Origin of the sequence: Rhodococcus sp. Q1 (assembly GCF_004153645.1) — a bacterium.
GTDB classification, from domain to species: Bacteria; Actinomycetota; Actinomycetes; order Mycobacteriales; family Mycobacteriaceae; genus Rhodococcus; species Rhodococcus gordoniae.
Window position 1 is genome coordinate 43,404 of record NZ_SDMJ01000005.1, and the last position, 22,293, is coordinate 65,696.

Annotated in this window: 17 protein-coding genes; 2 read left to right on the forward strand and 15 right to left on the reverse strand. The window is 67.7% G+C overall.

The genetic code is table 11. The features are described from left to right. Positions 1–17 precede the first annotated feature (17 nt). The 4 genes from EQ874_RS15835 to EQ874_RS15850 form a co-directional block, all read right to left on the reverse strand. Entirely contained in the window at positions 18–350 is a 333-nt protein-coding gene (locus tag EQ874_RS15835; RefSeq protein ID WP_064062565.1) for a DUF202 domain-containing protein, read from the reverse strand. Positions 351–380: 30 nt separating this feature from the next. Next, on the reverse strand, positions 381–746 hold the full coding sequence (locus EQ874_RS15840; RefSeq protein WP_129977344.1) for a DUF202 domain-containing protein: 366 nt from the start codon (positions 744–746) through the stop codon (positions 381–383). Between the two features lie 24 nt (positions 747–770). Beyond that, positions 771–1,226, reverse strand: a complete 456-nt coding sequence (locus EQ874_RS15845) for a Rieske (2Fe-2S) protein (RefSeq protein ID WP_129977346.1) — start codon at positions 1,224–1,226, stop codon at positions 771–773. Positions 1,227–1,315: 89 nt separating this feature from the next. Next, positions 1,316–2,992, reverse strand: coding sequence for an FAD-dependent oxidoreductase (locus EQ874_RS15850; RefSeq protein ID WP_129977347.1), 1,677 nt, complete (start codon positions 2,990–2,992; stop codon positions 1,316–1,318). 164 nt (positions 2,993–3,156) lie between these two features. Here EQ874_RS15850 and EQ874_RS15855 point away from each other — a divergent pair, with 164 nt between their 5' ends. Continuing rightward, positions 3,157–3,969 carry an acyl-ACP thioesterase domain-containing protein gene (locus EQ874_RS15855; RefSeq protein ID WP_129977349.1) on the forward strand — a complete coding sequence of 271 codons (813 nt, stop codon included), beginning with the start codon at positions 3,157–3,159 and terminating at the stop codon, positions 3,967–3,969. Further along, the gene (locus EQ874_RS15860; RefSeq protein ID WP_016934673.1) at positions 3,966–4,457 is read left to right on the forward strand and encodes a histidine phosphatase family protein; all 492 of its coding nucleotides are present in this window, start codon (positions 3,966–3,968) and stop codon (positions 4,455–4,457) included. Before EQ874_RS15855 ends, EQ874_RS15860 begins: the two co-directional genes overlap by 4 nt. A 173-nt stretch (positions 4,458–4,630) precedes the next feature. Here the strand turns inward: EQ874_RS15860 and EQ874_RS15865 are convergent, their stop codons facing one another. From EQ874_RS15865 to EQ874_RS15915, 11 genes are all read right to left on the reverse strand, one after another. After that, a complete protein-coding gene (locus tag EQ874_RS15865; protein WP_129977351.1) occupies positions 4,631–8,602 on the reverse strand; it encodes a DNA-directed RNA polymerase subunit beta' in 3,972 nt (1,323 codons plus the stop codon). Between the two features lie 115 nt (positions 8,603–8,717). Beyond that, positions 8,718–12,224: a DNA-directed RNA polymerase subunit beta gene (locus EQ874_RS15870; protein WP_026003030.1), complete on the reverse strand. Its 3,507-nt coding sequence runs from the start codon at positions 12,222–12,224 to the stop codon at positions 8,718–8,720. A gap of 390 nt (positions 12,225–12,614) precedes the next feature. After that, complete coding sequence (locus tag EQ874_RS15875; RefSeq protein ID WP_242496779.1) at positions 12,615–13,352, reverse strand: hypothetical protein; 738 nt, start codon at positions 13,350–13,352, stop codon at positions 12,615–12,617. Between the two features lie 115 nt (positions 13,353–13,467). Next, positions 13,468–14,028, reverse strand: a complete 561-nt coding sequence (locus EQ874_RS15880; protein WP_064062572.1) for a hypothetical protein — start codon at positions 14,026–14,028, stop codon at positions 13,468–13,470. Positions 14,029–14,168: 140 nt separating this feature from the next. Then, positions 14,169–15,416 (reverse strand): MlaD family protein, encoded by a 1,248-nt coding sequence (locus tag EQ874_RS15885; RefSeq protein ID WP_129977354.1) that lies wholly within the window; start codon positions 15,414–15,416, stop codon positions 14,169–14,171. Then, on the reverse strand, positions 15,413–16,741 hold the full coding sequence (locus EQ874_RS15890; protein ID WP_129977355.1) for an MCE family protein: 1,329 nt from the start codon (positions 16,739–16,741) through the stop codon (positions 15,413–15,415). Before EQ874_RS15890 ends, EQ874_RS15885 begins: the two co-directional genes overlap by 4 nt. Beyond that, entirely contained in the window at positions 16,738–17,988 is a 1,251-nt protein-coding gene (locus EQ874_RS15895; RefSeq protein WP_064062575.1) for an MCE family protein, read from the reverse strand. Before EQ874_RS15895 ends, EQ874_RS15890 begins: the two co-directional genes overlap by 4 nt. Then, entirely contained in the window at positions 17,988–18,986 is a 999-nt protein-coding gene (locus EQ874_RS15900; protein WP_129977356.1) for an MCE family protein, read from the reverse strand. The genes EQ874_RS15895 and EQ874_RS15900 overlap by 1 nt, the downstream gene beginning before the upstream one ends. Beyond that, positions 18,983–20,062 (reverse strand): MCE family protein, encoded by a 1,080-nt coding sequence (locus EQ874_RS15905; RefSeq protein WP_129977358.1) that lies wholly within the window; start codon positions 20,060–20,062, stop codon positions 18,983–18,985. The genes EQ874_RS15900 and EQ874_RS15905 overlap by 4 nt, the downstream gene beginning before the upstream one ends. Further along, complete coding sequence (locus EQ874_RS15910; protein ID WP_129977360.1) at positions 20,059–21,432, reverse strand: MCE family protein; 1,374 nt, start codon at positions 21,430–21,432, stop codon at positions 20,059–20,061. Before EQ874_RS15910 ends, EQ874_RS15905 begins: the two co-directional genes overlap by 4 nt. Further along, positions 21,429–22,289: an ABC transporter permease gene (locus EQ874_RS15915; protein ID WP_064062579.1), complete on the reverse strand. Its 861-nt coding sequence runs from the start codon at positions 22,287–22,289 to the stop codon at positions 21,429–21,431. Before EQ874_RS15915 ends, EQ874_RS15910 begins: the two co-directional genes overlap by 4 nt. Positions 22,290–22,293 lie beyond the last annotated feature (4 nt).

The window sequence follows — 22,293 nt, forward strand, 5'->3', positions numbered from 1 at the left end:
TCGGCGGGCGATGAAGATCAGCGGGCGAGGAGGATCAGCACGGCCGACGAGATCGCGAGTACCACGACCGTGACGGTGACCGCGACGTTGCGCCACCAGAAGTAGGGGGCGCGACCTGCGATCAGTCCCCGTACGCGCGCACGGTGACCGGTCCGGGACGCGAGTAGCACCGCGAGTACGGGCACGAGGCAGACGAGCCCGATCGTCGCGACGACCGGGCCCGGGCCGGGAACGAATCGCATGAATCCGAGCACCACCGCGCCGAGCACCGAACCGGTACGCAGCCATGCCAGGCTCGTCCGTTCGGGCTGCAGCCCGGTGTCGCCGTGCCGCAGGTCGTCCGGCCTCACCGTGCTGCCCTTCTCACCGCACCGCCTTTCTCACCAGGCGATCGCGACGGCCAGCACGACGCCGGCCACCCCGAGGGCCGCCGCCAGCAGGTAGGCGGCCCACGGCACCGGGAGAGCACGACCCGTGCGCATCGCATGCTCGACACGGTGCCAGCGGATCAGCGCGAACACCATGAGCAGGGCGGCGAACCCGAGCAGGGTGCACGCCAGCACCGTGCGGAGCCCTCCCGAGACGATGCCGCCCCCGAAGGTCTCCAGTGCGACGGCCGCGGCGATGACACCCAGCGCGGTGCGCACCCACGCCAGGAAGGTGCGCTCGTTGGCCAGCGTGAAGCGAGGGTCGGGGTCGGTGCCGTCGCGCAGCGCCTTCGGGCGCCAGCCTTCGCGGGTCTCCACAGAGCGGACTCTATCCCGGACCGATCAGCCCACGACGAGATCCGACCCGCGTGCCGCCACGGGACGCGATTTCAGGGGCCGCTTCGCCGGTCCCTCGATCGGCACACCCTCGAGGTCGAACCGGCTGCCGTGGCACGGGCAGATGATGCGCTCGCCGTCGACGCCGCTGAGATTGCACCCCTGGTGGCTGCAGATCGCGATGAACGCGCGGAAGTGGCCCTCCGCGGGCTGGGTGACGACGAGCCTCTGCGATTCGAGCAGTACGCCCCCGCCGACCGGTACGTCCGCGACGGCAGCGACCACCTCCGCGTCGGGCCCGGGAGGAGCGGTCGTGGTGGGCGCCGGCGCTGCCGGTCGGTCCTCACCGGCGTCGCCGGACGATCCGCAGGCGGTCAGTGCCACGCCGGCCGTCACCACGCCCGCTCCGCCGATGAGTGTGCGGCGGGTCAGCGCCGTGCGGTCGAGACTGTCGCTGCTCATGCACATGTCCGTTCGGGTAGAGAACTGTTCTCCCGAGCCTAACGACGAACGTCCGGACGGGCCGCGACCTGCGTCACCCGCCACGTTCGCTACCGGCGCAGCGACGCGAGCAGCGGAAGGCGCCGGCGACGCCGGCCGAGTTCGACGAGGGCCTCACGGTCGGTGACCTTGACGCGTGGACGGCCCTGTGCGTGCCCGGCCCGTCGCTCGGCGGTGTCGATGGCCTTCCATCCGTCGAGGTCGACGCGATCGGGCCGGCGCTGCGCGAGCAACCGGTTCAGGGCATCGCGACCGCCGCGCGGGGCGGCGAGTGCCCCGGAGTCGAAGTCGGCCAGCAGCGCCGCGACGGTCTCCTTCGCGCAACCCTTGTTGGTGCCGATGACGCCGCTCGGTCCGCGCTTGGCCCACCCGGTGACATAGACACCGGTGTCGACGCGACCGCCGGTGTTGGGGACGACGCCGCGGGCGTCGTCGAAGGGCACACCCGGCACGGGGACACCGCGATAGCCGATCGATCGGAGCACGAGCGTGGCGGGCAGGTCCTCGAACCGGCCGGTGGGGTGGGCCGCGAGGCGCCCACCGTCGTCGACGAGTTCGGTGCGTTCGACCCGCACGCCGGTCACGTGGTCGTCGCCGAGCAGTTCGCTCGGTGCAGCGAGATACCGGAAGACGATGCGGCGGTGGCCCGGGCGGACGGGGCGTCCGGCGTACTCGCGGGCGAGTCGCACACGCAGCGCGGTCGCCGGATCCTCCTCCACGGCCCCGGCACTCACCGGATCGAGTTCGAGGTCCTCCTCGTCGACGACGACGTCGACGCCCGTGAGATCGCCGAGGGCGAGGAACTCCGGATTGCTGTACGCGGCCTGTGCCGGTCCGCGCCGCCCCAGCAGGACCACCTCACGGATGTTGCTCTTCCGCAGGGCCTTCAGCGCGTGATCGGCGATGTCGGTGCACGCCAGTTCGTCGACGTCCATCGTGAGGATCCGCGCGACATCGAGGGCCACGTTGCCGTTCCCGATGATCACGGCCCGTTCGCCGGAAAGGTCGAAGGCCTGGCCGGCGTGGTCGGGGTGCCCGTTGTACCAGGCGACGAACTCGGTGGCGGCGTGGCTGCCGGGCAGATCCTCGCCCGCGATCCCGAGTCGGCGGTCGGACGACGCACCGGTCGCATAGATCACCGCGTGATGGTGGTCGAGCAGCTCCGCGTGGGTGATGTCGCGACCGATCTCGGTGGCGAGGTGGAGGGCGAACTCCTCGCGCCGGAACGACCGTTCGAACGATTCGGTGACCGCTTTGGTCCCCGGGTGATCGGGAGCGACGCCGGCGCGCACGAGCCCGAAGGGGGTGGGGAGCCGGTCGAACATCTCGACCTCGACGTCGGACCGCTCGAGGAGTTCCTGGGCGGCATAGCAGGCCGCGGGACCGGCGCCGACGATCGCGACCCGCAACGTGCCGCGATCGCGCGGAGGCGCCGGGGTGGGCACGAGCGGTTGCCAGCCCTCCGGCATCGGATGGTTCTCGTACCAGGCCGCGTTGATCTCGGCGAACCGCGCCTGCGACGGACGGAGCTTGTCGTCGGGCAGGATCGCCTCGACCGGGCACGCGTCGGCGCACGCACCGCAGTCGATGCAGGTCTGCGGGTCGATGTGCAGCATCTCGGCGGTGGCGAACTCGGGCTCGTCCGGTGAGGGATGGATGCAGTTCACGGGGCAGACCGCGACGCAGCTCGCGTCGTTGCAGCAGGTCTGGGTGATCACGTAGGCCATGGGGGTCCTCGCCAGCCGGGCGGAGCGTCCGCGAAGTTCATGTAACGGTGCGTAACAGTTAACACGACTGTAGCGGGAGTCACCGCACGTTCGCAAGAGAACCTGCGACCGCCCGGCGAAACTGCGAGAATCGCACGATCGGACATCCGACCCGGGGGGACCACATGGCCACGTCGACACCGACCACCGATCTGCCTCGGACCCTGCCGCTGACGCCACTACCGGACGGCGCGGATCCCTACTCCACCGAGCGCACCGTCCGTACCGGCGACGTCGACACCGGCAAACGACTCCGGCTCGACGGCATCGCCCGTTATCTCCAGGACATCGGTACCGACAATCTCGCCGCCGTGGGGGCAGCCGATACCGACCCGCTGTGGATCGTCCGGCGCACGGTCGTCGACGTGCACCGCCCCGCCGAATACGGCCGGACACTCCGGTTGCGCCGCTGGTGCGACGCACTGTCGACGCGGTGGGCGAACGTGCGGGTCCGACTCGACGATCCCGGCGACGTGCCCGGCGGTCCGCTGATCGAGACCGCGGCGTTCTGGATCGACATCGGCCCCACCACCGGCGCACCCACCCGGATCAGCGACAGCCTGTTCGAGCACATGTCCCGATACGCGCAGGACACGCGCCTGAAGTGGAAGGCATGGCTGCCCGACCGCGCACCCGACGAGGTGGACGACGAACGCGTCTTTCCGCTGCGCGCCACCGATCTCGACCCGTTCGGGCACGTCAACAACGCCGTCTACTGGCACGGCGTCGAGGAGGTCCTGACCCTGCGGCCCGAGATCCCGGAGGCACCGTACCGTGCGGTCATCGAACATCTGCGTCCCGTGGCCGCCGGCGAGACCCTCACCCTGCGGACGACCCTGCAGGAGGACGGGCTGACGGTGTGGTTCACGGTCGCGGATCACACTCGCGCGGTCGCGTGGATCGGCCGGAATCCGGACGCTCTACGGTGGACTCCATGACCCGTACCCTGATCTTGCTGCGCCACGGCAAGTCCGCGTACCCGGACGATGTGGACGATCACGAGCGTCCCCTCTCCCCCCGCGGACGCCGCGAGGCCGGACTCGCCGGTCGCTGGATCCGGGCGAACCTGCCCGAGGTCGACGCCGTGCTGTGCTCCACCGCGACCCGTACGCGCAAGACACTCACCGAGGCCGCGGTCGAGGCTCCCGTGGAGTTCCGCGACAGCCTGTATCACGCCGACCCGAAGACCCTGGTCACCGAGATCCGGCGAACGGCCGACGACGTGCACACCCTGCTGGTCGTCGGGCACGAGCCGACGCTGTCCGCCACCGTCCTCGGGCTGATCACCGATCACGGCACCGACGCCGCCCATCAGGTCACCGAGAAGTTCCCCACCTCCGCGATCGCGGTACTCACCGTCAGCGGGTCGTGGGCCGAATTGTCGCGTGGCACGGCTGAACTCGTGGACTTCCACATTCCGCGCTGACGCGGTCCGGCCGACGCCGTCGGCACGCCGTACAGGCACGTCCTCACCGTTTCCCGTATCCGGGCCGACGGCCCCCGGGAACACCGCGCGATGCACGCGCCGAGAAGAAACGACGAAGGTCCCGCCCCCGAAGAGAAGAGGGCGGGACCTTCGTCGTCTACTACGGCAGCGAACTACCGATAGTCGTTGGAGTAACCGTAATCGTCCAGCGGCACTGCAGCACCGGTGTTCTGGCCGAAGCCGTCCGGCGAGTAGTACTGGTCGTCGTACGCCGGGATGGCGTACGCGGCCGCGCGGGCCTCCTCGGTCGGCTGGACCTCGATGTTCCGGTACTTGTTGATACCGGTACCGGCGGGGATCAGCTTGCCGATGATCACGTTCTCCTTGAGACCGATCAGCTTGTCCGAGCGGCAGTTGATCGCCGCATCGGTCAGCACTCGAGTGGTTTCCTGGAAGGACGCCGCCGACAGCCACGAGTCGGTGGCCAGCGAGGCCTTCGTGATGCCCATGAGGACCGGACGGCCGGCAGCCGGCTCGCCACCCTCCTGGACCACACGACGGTTCGCAGCCTCGAACTCGCTGCGCTCGACGAGCGAACCGGGCAGGAACTCCGTCGAGCCCGAATCGATGATCGTCACGCGACGCAGCATCTGGCGCACGATGACCTCGATGTGCTTGTCGTGGATCGACACGCCCTGGCTCCGGTAGACCTCCTGGACCTCGTGGACCAGGTGGACCTGAACCTGACGCGGGCCCATCACGCGCAGCACCTCGTGCGGATCGGCAGAGCCCTCGAGCAGCTGCTGACCGACCTCCACGTGGTCGCCGTCCGAGAGAACGCCCTCGGTGCCGTCGGCCTTGCGGATGACGTGCAGACGCTGACGCTTGGACAGCTTGTCGTACACGACCTCCTCGCCACCGTCGTCGGGGACGATCGTGATCTTGTAGAAGCGATCGTCGTCCTCGAGACGGATACGGCCGGAGACGTCGGCGATCGGGGCCTTGCCCTTCGGGACGCGGGCCTCGAACAGCTCCTGGACACGCGGCAGACCACCGGTGATGTCCTCACCGACGCCACCCTGGTGGAAGGTACGCATCGTCAGCTGCGTACCGGGCTCACCGATCGACTGGGCTGCGACGATACCGACGGCCTCGCCGATGTCGACGAGCTTGCCCGTCGCCATCGAACGGCCGTAGCAGGTCGCGCACACGCCGGTGCCGGTGTCGCAGGTCAGGACCGAGCGGACCTTGACCTTCTGGATGCCGGCCTCGAGCAGCGCCTCGATCGCCGGGTCGCCGAGGTCGGAACCACGCTCGACGACGACGTTGCCGTTCGCGTCGACCGCGTCCGTCGCCAGCGTACGGGCGTAGGTGCTGGTCTCGATGTGAGCGTCGCGCACGAGCTCGCCGGTCGGCTGACCGGTCGCGTCGCGGGCGAGCTCGGCGATGGTCATCTCGATGCCGCGCGGCGTGCCGCAGTCGACCTCGCGGACGATGACGTCCTGCGAGACGTCCACCAGACGACGGGTCAGGTAACCCGAGTCGGCGGTACGCAGAGCGGTATCGGCCAGACCCTTACGCGCGCCGTGCGTGTTGATGAAGTACTCGGCGACGGTCAGGCCCTCACGGAAGGAGGACTTGATCGGGCGCGGGATGAACTCGCCCTTCGGGTTCGTCACCAGACCCTTCATGCCTGCCAGCGAGCGGATCTGGGTCATGTTGCCCGCAGCGCCGGACTTGACGATCGTGGGGATCGGGTTGTCGTCCGGGTAGTGCGCCTCCATGACCTGACCGACCTCTTCGGTCGCTTCCTGCCACAGCTTGACGAGCGAATCGCGACGCTCGTCCTCCGAGAGCTTGCCTCGGTCGTACTGCCGCTGGATGGCATCGGCCTGGGTCTCGTACCGCTCGAGGATGTCCTTCTTCTCCGGCGGAACGAGCACGTCCGCCATCGAGATGGTGACACCCGAACGCGTGGCCCAGTAGAAGCCGGCGTCCTTGAGCTTGTCGACGGTCTGCGCGACGACGATCATCGGGTACCGCTCGGCCAGGTCGTTGATGATCGCGGCCTGGCGCTTCTTCGGCATGATGTCGTTGACGAACGCGTAGTTCGTCGGCAGCAGCTCGTTGAACAGCACGCGACCGAGGGTGGTCTGCGCGGTCCACGGCTCACCGTACTTCCAGCCCTCCGGGAACAGCTCGTTCTCGACGTCGCGCGGCGGACGCAGCTGGGTCAGACGCACCTTGATCGGAGCCTGGACCGACAGCACACCGCGGTCGACGGCCATCTGGGCCTCGGCCGGCGACGAGTAGACGCCCTGCTCGGGCTCGTCGGCGGTCGCGGCCGTGTAGGCACCGGGGGCGTCCTCGACCAGACGGGTCAGGTGGAACAGACCCGTCACCATGTCCAGACGCGGCATGGCGAGCGGGCGGCCCGATGCCGGCGACAGGATGTTGTTCGACGACAGCATCAGGATGCGGGCCTCGGCCTGCGCCTCCGCCGACAGCGGGAGGTGCACGGCCATCTGGTCGCCGTCGAAGTCGGCGTTGAAGGCCTCACACACGAGGGGGTGCAGCTGGATGGCCTTGCCCTCGACGAGCTGCGGCTCGAACGCCTGGATACCGAGGCGGTGCAGGGTGGGAGCACGGTTCAGCAGAACCGGGTGCTCGTTGATGACCTCTTCGAGGACGTCCCACACCTGCGGGCGCTGACGCTCGACCATGCGCTTCGCGGACTTGATGTTCTGCGCATGGTTGAGGTCGACGAGACGCTTCATCACGAACGGCTTGAACAGCTCGAGCGCCATGAGCTTCGGCAGACCGCACTGGTGCAGCTTGAGCTGCGGACCGACGACGATGACCGAACGGCCCGAGTAGTCGACGCGCTTGCCGAGCAGGTTCTGACGGAAGCGACCCTGCTTGCCCTTGAGCAGATCGGACAGCGACTTCAGCGGACGGTTACCGGGACCGGTGACCGGCCGGCCACGACGGCCGTTGTCGAACAGGGCGTCGACCGACTCCTGCAGCATCCGCTTCTCGTTGTTGACGATGATCTCGGGAGCGCCGAGGTCGATCAGTCGCTTGAGGCGGTTGTTGCGGTTGATGACGCGGCGGTACAGGTCGTTGAGGTCGGAGGTCGCGAAGCGGCCACCGTCGAGCTGCACCATCGGACGCAGTTCCGGCGGGATCACCGGCACGGCGTCGAGCACCATGCCCATGGGCGAGTTGCCGGACTGCTGGAACGCCGCCACGACCTTCAGTCGCTTGAGAGCACGCAGCTTCTTCTGGCCCTTGCCGCTGCGGATGGTCTCGCGCAGCGACTCGGCCTCGGCGTCGATGTCGAAGTTCTCGATGAGCTTCTGGATCGCCTCGGCACCCATGGCACCGGTGAAGTACTCGCCGTAGCGGTCCTGGAGCTCGCGGTAGATCATCTCGTCGACGATCAGATCCTTCGGCTTCAGCTTCGTGAAGGTCGTCCAGATCTCGTCGAGACGGTCGAGCTCGCGCTGCGCGCGGTCGCGGAGCTGACGCATCTCGCGCTCGCCGCCGTCCTTGACCTTGCGGCGGACGTCGGACTTGGCGCCCTCGGCCTCGAGTTCGGCGAGGTCGGCTTCGAGCTTCTGCGCCCGGGCCTCGAGGTCGGCGTCGCGCTGATCGGCGACCGACTTCTTCTCGACCTCCATCTCGGCTTCGAGAGTGGAGAGCTCGTTGTGGCGCAGCTCGTCGTCGACGGACGTGATGACGTACGCGGCGAAGTAGATGATCTTCTCGAGATCCTTCGGCGCGAGGTCGAGCAGGTAGCCGAGACGGCTCGGCACACCCTTGAAGTACCAGATGTGGGTCACCGGAGCGGCGAGCTCGATGTGACCCATGCGCTCGCGGCGGACCTTGGCGCGGGTCACCTCGACGCCGCAGCGCTCGCAGATGATGCCCTTGAAGCGGACACGCTTGTACTTGCCGCAGTAGCACTCCCAGTCCCGGGTGGGACCGAAGATCTTCTCGCAGAACAAGCCGTCCTTCTCGGGCTTGAGCGTGCGGTAGTTGATGGTCTCGGGCTTCTTGACCTCGCCGTACGACCAGTTACGGATGTCCTCGGCGGTGGCCAGGCCGATCCGGAGTTCATCGAAGAAGTTGACGTCGAGCACGTAACTTCCTTTCCCCTGTGCGGGTTGTATTGCTGCTAGTTGTCGCTATCGCTGCCGGGACCCGACGCGGTACGCCTCCGAAAGACCGGTTCGGCGTACCGCATCGGGTCGGCTCCTAGTTCGCGAGGTCGTCGACCGTGGCCGACTCGTTGCGGGAAAGGTTGATGCCCAGGTTGGCGGCCGCCCGCTCGAGGTCCTCGTCGTCGCCGTCGGCCATCGCGATGGCCGCGCCGTCGCTGGAGAGCACCTCCACGTTCAGGCACAGCGACTGGAGTTCCTTGAGGAGCACCTTGAACGACTCGGGGATACCCGGCTCGGGGATGTTCTCGCCCTTGACGATGGCCTCGTAGACCTTCACGCGGCCGACCACGTCGTCGGACTTGATCGTGAGCAGCTCCTGGAGCGTGTAGGCGGCACCGTAGGCCTGCATCGCCCAGCACTCCATCTCACCGAAGCGCTGACCACCGAACTGCGCCTTACCGCCGAGCGGCTGCTGCGTGATCATCGAGTACGGGCCGGTCGAACGCGCGTGGATCTTGTCGTCGACCAGGTGGTGCAGCTTGATGATGTACATGTAGCCGACCGACACCGGGTACGGGAACGGCTCGCCGGAGCGACCGTCGAACAGCGTCGCCTTGCCGTCGGGACCGACCATGACCTCGCCGTCGCGGTTCGGCAGCGTCGAGGACAGCAGACCCGTCAGCTCCTCCTCGCGGGCACCGTCGAACACCGGGGTGGCGATGTTGGTGTCGGGCTCGGCGGCGAGCATCTCCTCGGAGAGGTTCTGCGCCCACTCGGGACGGCTGCCGTCGCCGGCCACCTGGATCTGCCAGCCGGCCTTGCCGATCCAGCCGAGGTGCGTCTCGAGCACCTGACCGATGTTCATACGACGCGGAACACCGTGGGTGTTCAGGATGATGTCGACCGGGGTGCCGTCGGGCAGGAACGGCATGTCCTCCTGCGGGAGGATCTTGCCGATGACGCCCTTGTTGCCGTGGCGGCCGGCGAGCTTGTCGCCGTCCTGGATCTTGCGCTTCTGCGCCACGTACACGCGGACGAGCTCGTTGACGCCCGGAGGCAGATCGTCGTCGTCCTCGCGAGAGAACACGCGCACGCCGATGACCTTGCCGTTCTCGCCGTGGGGCACCTTCAGCGAGGTGTCGCGGACCTCGCGCGCCTTCTCACCGAAGATCGCGCGGAGCAGGCGCTCCTCGGGGGTCAGCTCGGTCTCGCCCTTCGGCGTGACCTTGCCGACGAGGATGTCGCCGTCGCGGACCTCGGCACCGATGCGGACGATGCCGCGCTCGTCGAGATCGGCGAGGACCTCGTCGGAGACGTTCGGGATGTCGCGGGTGATCTCCTCGGCACCGAGCTTGGTGTCGCGGGCATCGATCTCGTGCTCCTCGATGTGGATCGAGGTGAGCACGTCCTCCTCCACGAGGCGCTGCGACAGGATGATCGCGTCCTCGTAGTTGTGGCCCTCCCACGGCATGATCGCCACGAGCAGGTTCTTGCCGAGCGCCATCTCACCGTTCTCGGTGCAGGGGCCGTCGGCGAGGACCTGGCCGGACTCGACGCGCTGTCCCTCGTCCACGATCGGACGCTGGTTCGAGCAGGTGCCCTGGTTCGAACGGTCGAACTTGCGCAGACGGTAGGTCTTGCGGGTTCCGTCGTCGGCCATCACGGTGATGAAGTCGGCGGAGACCTCTTCGATCACGCCGCTCTTCTCGGTGACGATGACGTCGCCGGCGTCGACGGCGGCACGCAGCTCCATGCCCGTACCGACGATCGGCGACTCGCTGCGCACCAGCGGCACGGCCTGACGCTGCATGTTCGCGCCCATGAGGGCACGGTTGGCGTCGTCGTGCTCGAGGAACGGGATCATGGCGGTCGCGACCGACACCATCTGGCGCGGGGAGACGTCCATGTACTCGACCTGGTCGGCGGAGACGTACTCGATCTCGGCGCCCTTCTTACGGACGAGCACACGCTCGTCCGCGAAGCGGCTGTCGGAACCGATCGGCGAGTTGGCCTGCGCGATGAGGTAGCGGTCCTCCTCGTCGGCGGTGAGGTACTCGACCTCGTCGGTGACGACACCGTCGACAACCCTGCGGTAGGGCGTCTCGATGAAACCGAACGGGTTGACCCGCGCGTACACCGACAGCGAGCCGATCAGGCCGATGTTCGGGCCTTCCGGGGTCTCGATCGGGCACATGCGGCCGTAGTGGGACGGGTGGACGTCGCGGACCTCGAGGCCGGCGCGCTCACGCGACAGACCGCCGGGGCCCAGCGCCGACAGGCGACGCTTGTGGGTCAGGCCCGAGAGCGGGTTGTTCTGGTCCATGAACTGCGACAGCTGGGAGGTTCCGAAGAACTCCTTGATCGCGGCCACGACCGGACGGATGTTGATCAGGGTCTGCGGCGTGATCGCCTCGACGTCCTGGGTGGTCATGCGCTCACGGACCACGCGCTCCATGCGGGACAGGCCCACGCGGATCTGGTTCTGGATGAGCTCGCCGACCGTGCGCAGACGACGGTTGCCGAAGTGGTCGATGTCGTCGACCTCGACGGGAACCTCGACGCCGCCGGGGACGGTCATCTTGTTCTCGCCCGCGTGCAGGCGCACGAGGTACTCGATCGTGGCGACGATGTCTTCCTCGGTGAGGGTGGACGCCTCGATCGGCTGGCCCGTGTTCAGGCCGAGCTTCTTGTTGATCTTGTAACGGCCCACGCGCGCCAGGTCGTAGCGCTTGTCCTTGAAGAAGAGGTTCTCCAGCAGGGTCTGCGCGCTCTCCTTGGTCGGCGGCTCGCCCGGACGGAGCTTGCGGTAGATGTCGAGGAGCGCCTCGTCGGTGCCCGCCGTGTTGTCCTTCTCGAGCGTCGACATCATGATCTCGGAGAACCCGAAACGCTCGACGATCTGCTCGGTGGACCAGCCCAGCGCCTTGAGCAGCACGGTGACCGGCTGACGACGCTTGCGGTCGATACGCACACCGACGGTGTCGCGCTTGTCGACGTCGAACTCGAGCCAGGCACCGCGGCCCGGGATGACCTTGACGCTGTGCAGGTCCTTCTCGGTGCTCTTGTCGACGTTCTTGTCGAAATACACACCGGGCGAACGCACGAGCTGCGACACCACGACACGCTCGGTGCCGTTGATGATGAAGGTGCCCTTGTCGGTCATCATCGGGAAATCACCCATGAAGACCGTCTGGCTCTTGATCTCACCGGTGTTGTTGTTGATGAACTCGGCGGTGACGAACAGCGGAGCCGCGTACGTCATGTCCTTGTCCTTGCACTCCTCGACGGAGGCCTTGACCTCGTCGAAGCGCGGATCGGAGAAGGACAGGGACATCGAACCCGAGAAGTCCTCGATGGGCGAGAGCTCGTCGAGGATTTCTTCCAGGCCACCGACGACGTGACCGTCGCCGCGCTCGGCAGCCTTCGCGCGCCAGCGCTCCGAGCCGATCAACCATTCGAACGAATCGGTCTGTAGATCGAGGAGCCCGGGAACTTCGAGGGGTTCGCGAATCTTCGCGAACGACACCCTCGTCGGGGCTCCGGGGATTCCGGCTACTGCCTTGGTCTGGCTAGAGACTGCCAAGATGCGTCCTTCCAGCACCTCATGCGGGCCGCTCCAACCGGTGCGACCGCCGCTGTACCTGCTTCTTCATGTGGGGCGTTGTCGCTGGCCGCAACCCGATCGGAAACCCCACCGACACACCGGGACGGACTCGCCCGAACAGGCGAATTCCGACTCGGCGATCAGAAGGTGAACAGGAGGCAGCCAGCGCAAACAACCAACCTACACCTGAGTAGGTGTAATGTCCACAGGGGTGCCTGAAAGAAGCCTGGCAAACGACCGCGAGCGGCTCACGAGGAAGCCTTCAGTCGAACAGGCGTACCGATAGAGTGACCGCTCGCGTCGCCCGCGTCAAGACCGAGTATCCGGAACGATCCGCGCGTCGCGACCGGAGAGACCGCCCCCGACGACGGCGGTCCGCCGTCGTCATCACCGGTCGCGGATCTCCGAGACCAGCCATCGTCCGTCCGACTTCTCCATCCTCACCAGCAGCGGCGCGGCCGCGCTCCCCTGGGCGATGCCGTCGCCGGTGGCACTCACGTTGATGTACGCAGCCACCTCCGCGTGGGTGTCGTCGAGCATCGTCGCGCCGATGTGCTCGACCATCACCTCGGTGACGGTGCGGGTGTCGACCGCGGCCTTCGCGGTGACGTCGGCAGTCGAGTCGAACTCCTCGAGCCGCTCCGGGGTCAGCAGTTCCCGGATCTGCGCGAAGTCCTCGTCGATCGTCCGGTAGTCGTAGCCGTGCATCGTCTCGATCGCGACCTTCGCGGCCTCGGTGACCTCCTGCGTGGCCGCGGTGTCGACCCACGCCGCGTTGGAGACCTCGGCACCGGGACGGAAGGCGGCGACCGCGGCGACCGCGGCGAGCACGACCGCCACCGCACCGACGACGACCACCGGCCGCCACCCACCGGACCCGCCCTGCGGCGCGTCGATGTCCCCGGTGTCGCCGGCGGGACGATCGGGTGAGTTCGCCGGCTCGCGCGGGATCGCGGAACTCCCGGTCTCCGCCCTGACCTCGCTCTCGGTCCGGGGAACCGTCTTCTCCGGCTTCTCCAGGTTCACCTCGGCGGGCCGGACCGGTTCGGGCGACGAAGACGCCGCGTCCGAAGACACGATCGACCGGTCCGGGGCGTCCGAGCGCTCGTCGTCGGCGGGTGTCATCCGGGGTGGCCGGGACGATCCGGCGACCTTCGGCCGGCGGCGCGGGGGTCCGCTCGGGCCGGACTTCCGTCGCTGCGGGGGCACTACACGTTCTCCTTCGTCGACTTGCCGAACATCACGGGCCGGCCTCTCCCTCGGGTGCGGTCTCCGCGCCGGGGACCGGAGCGGGAGCCGAGGGCGTCGCACCGGGTGCCGGTCCCGACTCCATCTCGGCCGATGCGAGCGGTTCGATCGTCTCGGCCTTCCACACATCGCCGTCCTTGCGCAACGACACGAGCACCGGGACCTTGTTCGTCACGAAGTACTCGGGGGTCTCGGTGCGCACCGCGAGCACCACCAGCGCTTTTCCGAGATCGTCGTCGGTGTTGAGCTCGGTGAGCGTGCCGAACAGCACCTCCGCCGACATGCTCGTGCCGGTCTCCGCGACCCGCGCCCGGATGTCCTCCTCGGTCGCTGCCAGATCGTTGCGCAGGGCGTCGCCGGTGATCGACGACCGCATGTTCTCGAGGGACACATCGACAGCGTCGGCGTCGACACTGTTCAGATTGACGGCGGCCTGCATCGCTCCCGACAACGCGGCATCGCGCGTCTCGGCCGCCGCCCGATCCACCAGGAGCGCGTGCCCCCAGCCGTACCCGAACCACACCGCTGCCCCGAGGGCGACGGCGGCGAGCACGGAGACAGCCGCGAGAGCTGCTCTGCGTGCTCCGCCCGCACCTCGCGCATCCGCCGGCGACAGGTCGTCGGCAGACGGGGGCGGGGCGGGCGGAGCGTCGGAGGATCTTGGTGCACTCACTCCACAAACCTACTTACTGCTCACTTCGGGGTGACTCCGAGCAACGGCGCGAGCTGCGTCGCGATCGGATTCAGGTTGAGCTTGTCCGGGTCCTTCTTCGGTGTGAAATCCCAGGGCTGGATCGTGTTCGGATCGGCGAAGACGATGCGGTTCGCGCTCCGCACGCCGGTGACACTGCCCTGGGGTACCTCGCACGACGCGTTCGTGTCGAGCGGGAAATCCTGCTGGGTGTCGTCGAAGTTCGGATCCTGCGCGCGCATCTGCGCGAGGATCTCCTGCGTCCCCTCGTACCCGATGGTGCACGAAGGTGGATTGTTGGTCTCGAGCACGATGCCTTGCCGCACCGCGCCGTCGCCCGGAGCGACCGTACCGGCACTGGCTGCGACCGCAGGCAGGAACGCCAACAGCGGCTGCAGGGCGGTCGCTTGCGGTGCGGCCGTCTCCGCCACTGCGGCGAGGTTGGCGAGATCGGCCGTCAGACCCGGACCGGAACCCTCGATCAACTGCGAGAGCTGATCGCTCGCGTCGGTGCCGGTCTCGATGAGCCGCCGCAGATCGGGATCGCTGTCGCGGAGCTGAGCGGTCACCAGATCCAGGTCCGAGCTGAACTGCCGGATCGCCGACGACTGGTCGGACTGCGTGTTCAGCACCGTGAGGCTGTCGCGGATCAAGGTGACCGTCTGCGGCAGATATTCCGACCCCTTCTCGCTGAGACCGGCAAGCGCGTCGATGAGCACCTGCAGGTCGTCGCCTCGGCCGTCGAAGGCCGCTCCGAGTTCGGTGACGACCGTGCGCAGCGGTTCGAGCGGAACCGAGCGCACGAGGTCGTTCGTGCTCACGAGCAGATCCTCGACCGGCGTGGGCAGATCCTCCTCGGTGCCCACGATCACCGACCCGTCCGTGAGATACGGGCCCTCGTCGTTCGGCGGTTGCAGATCGACGTACTGTTCGCCGATCGCCGACCGGTTGGCCACCACCGGCCGTGCCGACGCGGGGATCTGCGGGCCGCCGTTGTCCAGCCGCAGCTCGACGTTGATGCCGTCGTCCGTGAGCGTGAGCGGCCCGACCCGGCCCACCGGCACGCCGCGGTAGGTGACCTCGGCGTTCGGGAAGACACCGCCGGCGCTCGGGAACCGCGCGTCGACGGAGTACTGGCCGAATCCCATCAGGTTGTCGAGACGCACGTACCGGGCGCCGACGAACACGACGCCGAGCAGCGCGATGATCACGAACAGCGCGAGCTGCACTTTCACCAGGCGCGATCTCACTGCCCACCCCCGAATCCGAGCTGATTCAGCACACCGTCCAGCGGCCCCGGCGGCGGGGTCTCGTCACCTTCGGTATTCGTGTCGGCGCCCGCTTCGGTGACCCCGGGGATCTCGATTCCGTCGGGCAGCGACACGCCCTCGGGCAGCCTCAGACCGCCCGGCAGCCTCGGGGTGGGAAGCACCGGCAACAACGACACCGTCGGCCAGCCGGGTGCCGGGCCGTTGCCGCCGTAATACGGGTTGGACGGATCGACCAGCGGCTTCGGGTTGCCGAAGGCGGGCTCACGGTAGACCGGTTCGCCCTGGCCCACGCCGAGCGCGGCCAGTGCATCGCCGATCTGCAGGTCGACCAGCAGGAAGAGGTTCACCGAGCTGCCCAGCGCGACCTTCTCGACGCCGTCCGGGAACGGCACCGTGGGCACGAAGGCGAGTGCCTCGACGAGGTCGTCGCCCGAGGCCGCGAGTTGCTGGAGAGTCGGCCGCAGCGCGAGCAGATCGGCGATCAGATCCTCCTTGGACCGATCGAGAACGTCGACACCCGCGGTGCCGAGCCGGTCGAGCTGACCGAGCAACTGGGTGAGCTGGGGCCGCTGCTGTTCGAGCACCTCGGTCGCGACCGGCAGCTCGTCGAGTACCGCGGCGATCTTCTCGTTCTGATCCGCGACCCGCACCGTCAGCTCGTCGAGACCGTCCAGTGCCCGCGTGATGTCGTCGCGCTGCTGCTCGAGGCCGGTGATGAGCGTTTCGGCCTGCTCGATGAGGCTGCGGGTGGTGCCTTCGCGCCCGTCGAAGGCCGTCGACAGCTCGCTGACGATCGGCGCGAGCTGACCCACACCGCCACCGTTGAGCAGCAGTGACAGCGCGCCGAGCACCGGTTCGAGTTCGGTCGCGTGCCGAGTCCGCTCGAGCGGGATCACGTCGCCGTCGGCGAGCCGGCCGGTGGGGGGCTCGTCCTCCGGCGGGGTGAGCTGAACGAACTTCTCGCCGAGCAGGCTCGATTGTTCGACGGTCGCGAAGGCGTTCGCCGGAAGGTCGACGCTCGAGTCGAGCACGATGCCGACATCGGCGGTCCATCCGAAATCGGATGCGACCGAGATGGATTCGACGCGCCCCACCGGAACGCCGTCGACCTTCACACTCGACTGCGGAACCAGGTCGAGCACATCGTCGAACTGGATCGACAGACGGATCGGGTCGCTGCCCACATCGGCGCCGCCGGGCAGCGGGATGTCGGACAACCCCCCGCACCCCGTGACCGTCACCGCGACCACGCACGCGGCCGCGCCGAATGCCGTTGCGCGACCCGCGCTCTTCGCGCCGCTCACCGATCTTCTCCCTGGAGGTCGAAACGGGGCGAGACCACGCCGGGCACCGTGCCCGGAGTGACCTGCCGCTGAATGTTCTCACCGCTGAGGATCCCGAACGGCAGGATCAGATCCGGGGACCGCTGGTCCTCGGTGATCTGCGTCGCGACATCGCGGCAACGGTCGATCAACGGCTGCATCTGCCGGCCGAGCTGCTCGAAACGTGGGTCTCCGGGCACGAGCTTCCCCAGGTCGATGAGCTTGCAGACCGCTCCCGCGGGATCCTGCAGGTCGGGCAGCACCAGCCGTGAGGCGAGCGCGCCCGCTTCGGCGTCGTACGAGTTGACGAGGTTGCTCACCGCCAGCGGGAGCAGCGTCAGCGAATCCACGAGTTCCTGGCGGCGGTTCGCCAAGGTCTCCGTGATCGGCACGAGCGCGTCGACATTATCCTTCACAGCAGCCTGGTTGTCGCGCACGAACGTCGCAACGTCGCCGAGCGTGACCGACAGGGTGTTCAGGGCCTCGCCGAGATTCTGCCGCTCCCCCGCCAGGAAACCCGACAGATCGGCGAGCTGGGCGTTGAACTGGCGAACCTGCTCGTCGTTGGCCGCGAGGGCACTGACGAAGATCTGCAGGTTCTCGATCGTCCCGTAGAGATCGTCGCGCGACTGGTCGAGCGTGCGCGCAGCAGCCGACAGGTTCTCGATGCTCTGGCCGAGCGCCTCGCCGTTGCCGGCAAGATTCTGCGCCCCGACCTCCACGAAGTCGGTGAGTGCGCCTTCGCGGTTCGCCCCGTTCGGGCCGAGCGCGCGCGACAGTTCGTCGATGCTCGCATAGAGCGCATCGACCTCCACCGGGGTGGCGGTGCGGTCGCGATCGATCACCGCGCCGCTGCTCATCGTGTCGCCACCGGTGTAAGCAGGGGTGAGCTGCACGTAGCGGTCGGCGACGACGGACGGCGTGATCTGCACGGCACGCGCGTCGGCGGGAATGTCGACCCCGCGATCGACCCGCAGCCCGACCTTCACGAGGTCGCCCTGCGGCTCCACGGACGTCACCTTCCCCACCTCGACGCCCAGCACCCGGACGTCGGAGCCCTCGTAGATGCCCACGGCCTTGTCGAAATAGGCAGTGATCTCGGTGGTGCCCAGCCGGGTGAACATCCACCACCCCGCTCCGGCCAGGGCCACCACGCCCGCGACGACGGCTGCGATCAGCGCGATGCGCCCGCGATTGCCGCGGGACTCGCCGTTCTCGGCGTGTGCCATCAGTTGCCCCCTTCCAGACGGCGACCGGGCTCGCGGTAACCGGGGATCTCGGGCAGGCCGGGCGGCGTGAGGTTCACGATGACCTGGTCGAACCACCGGCCGTTGCCGACGACGTTGGTGTAGACACGGACGAACGGTTCGTACAGTTGCATCGCCCGATCGAGGTTGTCGTTGTTCTCCTGGAGGACGTCGACGACACCGCGGAGTTGCTGCAGGGCGGGACCGATGGTCTCGCGGTTCTCCTCGACGAGTCCCGACAGTTCGGCCGACAGTCTCCTGGTGCCGTCGAGCAACTGCGAGATCGCCTGCTGACGGTTGTTGAGTTCCTCGACGAGCAGGGCACCGTCGGAGAGCAGCCGGGTGAACTCGGCATTGCGGTCGGCGAGCACCTTCGACACGTTGCCGGTCGCGTCGAGCAGCCTCTTCAACTCCTGATCGCGGCTCGAGACCGTCTCGGACAGGCGGCTGATGCCGTCGATCGAAGCCCGGATGTCGTCGGGTGTCTCCGAGAACGCCTCCGACAGGGTCTCGAAGCCGGTCGCCAGCTGTTCCGAGTCGATCTCACCGAGGGTCGTGGCCGCCGACGAGAACGCCTCGATCACGTCGTACGGCGCGACCGTCCGGTCGAGCGGGATCCGGTGATCGGGGTCGAGCACCTCCGTGCCCCGCGGGTCGAGTGCGAGATATTTCTGCCCGAGGATGGTCTTGATCTGGATCGAGGCGGACGTGTCGTTCCCGACCCACGCGTCCTGGACCTTGAACGAGACGATCACCCGGTCGCCTTCGAGGTCGACGCCGGTGACCTTGCCGACCTTCACGCCGGCGATGCGCACCTCGTTGGTGGGTTTGAGGCCCGCGGCCTCGCTGAACTCGGCCTTGTAGGTCGCGCCTGCCCCGATGATGGGTAGTTCGTCGAGGAAGAAAGCGGACAGTGTCCCCAGCAGCACCACGACGATGCCCAGGGCACCGGCGGCGGCCGGACTACGACGTGTGCTCATCGTCCCTGCAACTCCTGCATCCCGTCCTGCGAGCAACGCTTGGCCGCATTCGTGTAGATGGGTTGATTCACGGTCGGCAACCCTGTCGGCAGATTGAGGTACGGAACCGAGCCGGGACCTGCGATGACGTCGATACCGCACAGATAGAACTGGAACCACGAGCCGTAACTGGCGACGCGTGCGAGCTTGTCGAGCTTCACCGGCAGCGTCTCGAGGACACGGTCGAGCTCGCCGCGATTCGCGTTGAGGTTCGAGGCCACCTGATCGAGGGCCGTGATCGACTGCGCGATCGACGGGCGGGTGGGTTCGAGCACGTCGGATACCGCGTCCGTCAGCCCGGCCATCGACTGCACCGCCGAGCCCACAGTGGCCCGGTCGGCCGACAGGCCGCTGACCAGTGCCTGCGTGTTGACCAGCAGCGAATCGAGCTGCTCGTCGCGCTGGTCGATCGTGGCGAGGACGGTGTTGAGATTGTCGATCACCGCACCGATCACCCGATCCTTGTCGGCGATGGTGTTCGTCAGCGACGCGGTGCTGCGGACCAGGTCATCGACGGTGCCCGCCTCGCCCTGGAACACCTGGACGATCTGGAACGAGAGCTTGTTGACGTCGTCGGCGCTCAGGGTCTGGAACAACGGCCGGAAGCCGTCGAAGAGCGTCGTGAGATTCACCGCCGGTTTGGTGCGTTCGATCGGGATCGTCGCGCCGCCGGTGATCTTCTCGCCCTGCCGGCCCTCGCCCTGAGCGAGGGCGACGTACCGCTGGCCGACGAGATTGCGGAACCGGATGGTCGCGGTGGCACCGGCCGGGAGCCAGTCGCGCTCCTCGAGCGAGAAGGTGACCCGCGCCTGCCGTTCGTCGAAGACCGAGATCTCCTCGACCTGCCCCACACGGACACCCGCGATCCGGATGTCGTCGCCCGGGTTGAGCGAGGTGACGTCGGAGAAGATCGCGTGGAACTTCGTTCCGCCACCACCTCCGACACTCGCGATGGTCGCGGCGAGAACACCGGTCGCGAGGACGGTGACGACAGCGAACACGACGAGTTTGATCAGGGGTGCTGCCAGGCCTCTCACTGGAAGCTCACCTCCGTACCGCGGATCGCCGGAGCCCCGAGCCGGGTGGTCCAGGACGGTACGTCCTGGGGTTCGACGCCGGTGGCCTGTCCGTAGATCACGTCGAGCGTGTCCTGTTCCATACGCGAACCGGCGTACGAGACCGGAGTCGCGTCATTGTTCGAGGTGCCGATGATGTCGCCGACCGCGTCGGGCACGCCGGATCCTTCCGGAGCAGGGAAGAAGTCGACGGTCGCCGGGCCGGGATTACGCGACGGGACCTGGTAGGAACCGTCGTTGATCGAGCCGCCCGGATACTGCGGGAACTTGCGGCCGGGCGCGGTGACGTCGCCGTAACAGGCCGGTCCGCGATCGTCGAGGAGTCGTGGCTCGTCCTGGTTCGGCAGGTAGCGACCCTTGGGATTGGTGAACTGGATGTTCGCGCGCACTCCCGGGTAGGGGTCGTCCACGCCGAGCAGGTCGACAGCAGCCGGCTTCGCAGCGGCGAATTCTTCGAAGGTGCACGGGAAGGACGGCGAGTACCGTGCGAGGATCTGCAACGCTTCCTTCGAATCGGCGGACAGGGTGATGATCGAGCGGGAGTTCTGCTCGATGAAATCGGCCGTCTGCGACGACGCTCCCGTCGCGCTCGCGAGCAGGGTGCGGATCTGGTTCTGCTGTTCGACGACCGTGCCGCCCGTCGTGCGCAGGTTGTTCAGCGCCTCGACGAGATCGGGTGCGGCCTCGGAGTAGGTATGTGAGAAGTCGGCGAGTCCGCGCAGATCCTCCTGCAGGGTGGGCAGTTCGACGTTCACCTCGCGGAAGATCCGTTCGAGGTCGTCGACCGTCCGTCCCAGCTTCTCACCGCGACCGCTCAATCCCTGTGCCAGCGCACCGAGCGTGTTGGCGAGGTCCTGCGGCGGGACGGCCTCGAGGAGCGGGAGCAGCCCGTCGAGCACGTCGCCGAGTTCGACGGTGCGTTCGCTGGTGTCCTGCACCAGCACGTCGCCGTTCGTGACGGGGCGGTCCGGGTCGTCGGGCAGGATCAGCGAGACGTACCGCTCGCCGAAGAGGGTCTTCGGCAGCAGCTGGGCGGTCGCGTTCACCGGGATCAGGGCGGCCTTGTCGGGGTCGAGGGCGAGATGCGCGGTGACGTCGCCGCCTTCCGCGCTCGTTCCGCGGACCTCACCGACGAGCACACCGCGCGCCTTCACGTCCGCATTGAGCGGCAGCGCGTTTCCGATGCTGTCGGTGCGGAGATCGACCTCCACGACCTTCGTGAAGGTCTTGTTGTACATCGCAATCGTGACGTAGAGGAACAGCGCCAGCACCACGAAGAAGACGAGGCCCAGGGTGCGGCGACGCAACGGCGAAGTGGTCGTGTCGCTCATCCGGCAACCCTCACCGTGGTCGACGTGCCCCAGATCGCGAGGCTGAGGAAGAAGTCGAGAACGGCGATCGTGACGATCGCGGTGCGCACCGCGCGGCCCACGGCCACACCGACACCGGCGGGGCCGCCGCTGGCGTGGAAGCCGTAGTAGCAGTGGATGAGAATCACCACGAACGCGAAGACCAGCACTTTCGCGAACGAATAGAGCACGTCCTCGGGTGGGAGGAACAGATAGAAATAATGGTCGTACGAGCCGCTCGACTGGCCGTTGAACAGCGTGCTGATCGTGCGGGTCGCGAGGTAGGCGGCGAGGAGACCGATGATGTACAGCGGGATCACGGCGACGAAGCCGGCGATCATCCGGGAGGTCACCAGGAACGGCAGCGACGGCACGGCCATCACTTCGAGGGCGTCGATCTCCTCGCTGATCCTCATGGCGCCGAGCTGTGCCGTGAAGCCGCAGCCCACCGTCGCCGACAACGCGAGCGCCGCGACGATGGGGGCGAGCTCACGGGTGTTGACGTAGGCCGAGAGGAAGCCGGTGAGCACCGACGAACCGAGCTGTTCCAGCGCGGCGTAACCCTGCAGACCCACCACGACGCCGGTGAAGCCGGACATCATTGCGATGACGCCGATGGTGCCACCGATCACGGCGAGTGCACCGCTGCCGAAAGTGACCTCGGCGAGCAACCGCAGGACTTCCTTGCGGTAGTGGGTCAGGGTTCGCGGGGTCCATGCCACGGCACGCGCATAGAAGGACATCTGGTCGCCCGCGCGGTCGAGCATGTTCAGCGGTGCGCGCACCGCTCGGCGACCCCGGAGAAGAACGAGATCTCCGCGGCCTCTGGAGACTGTCATCTGG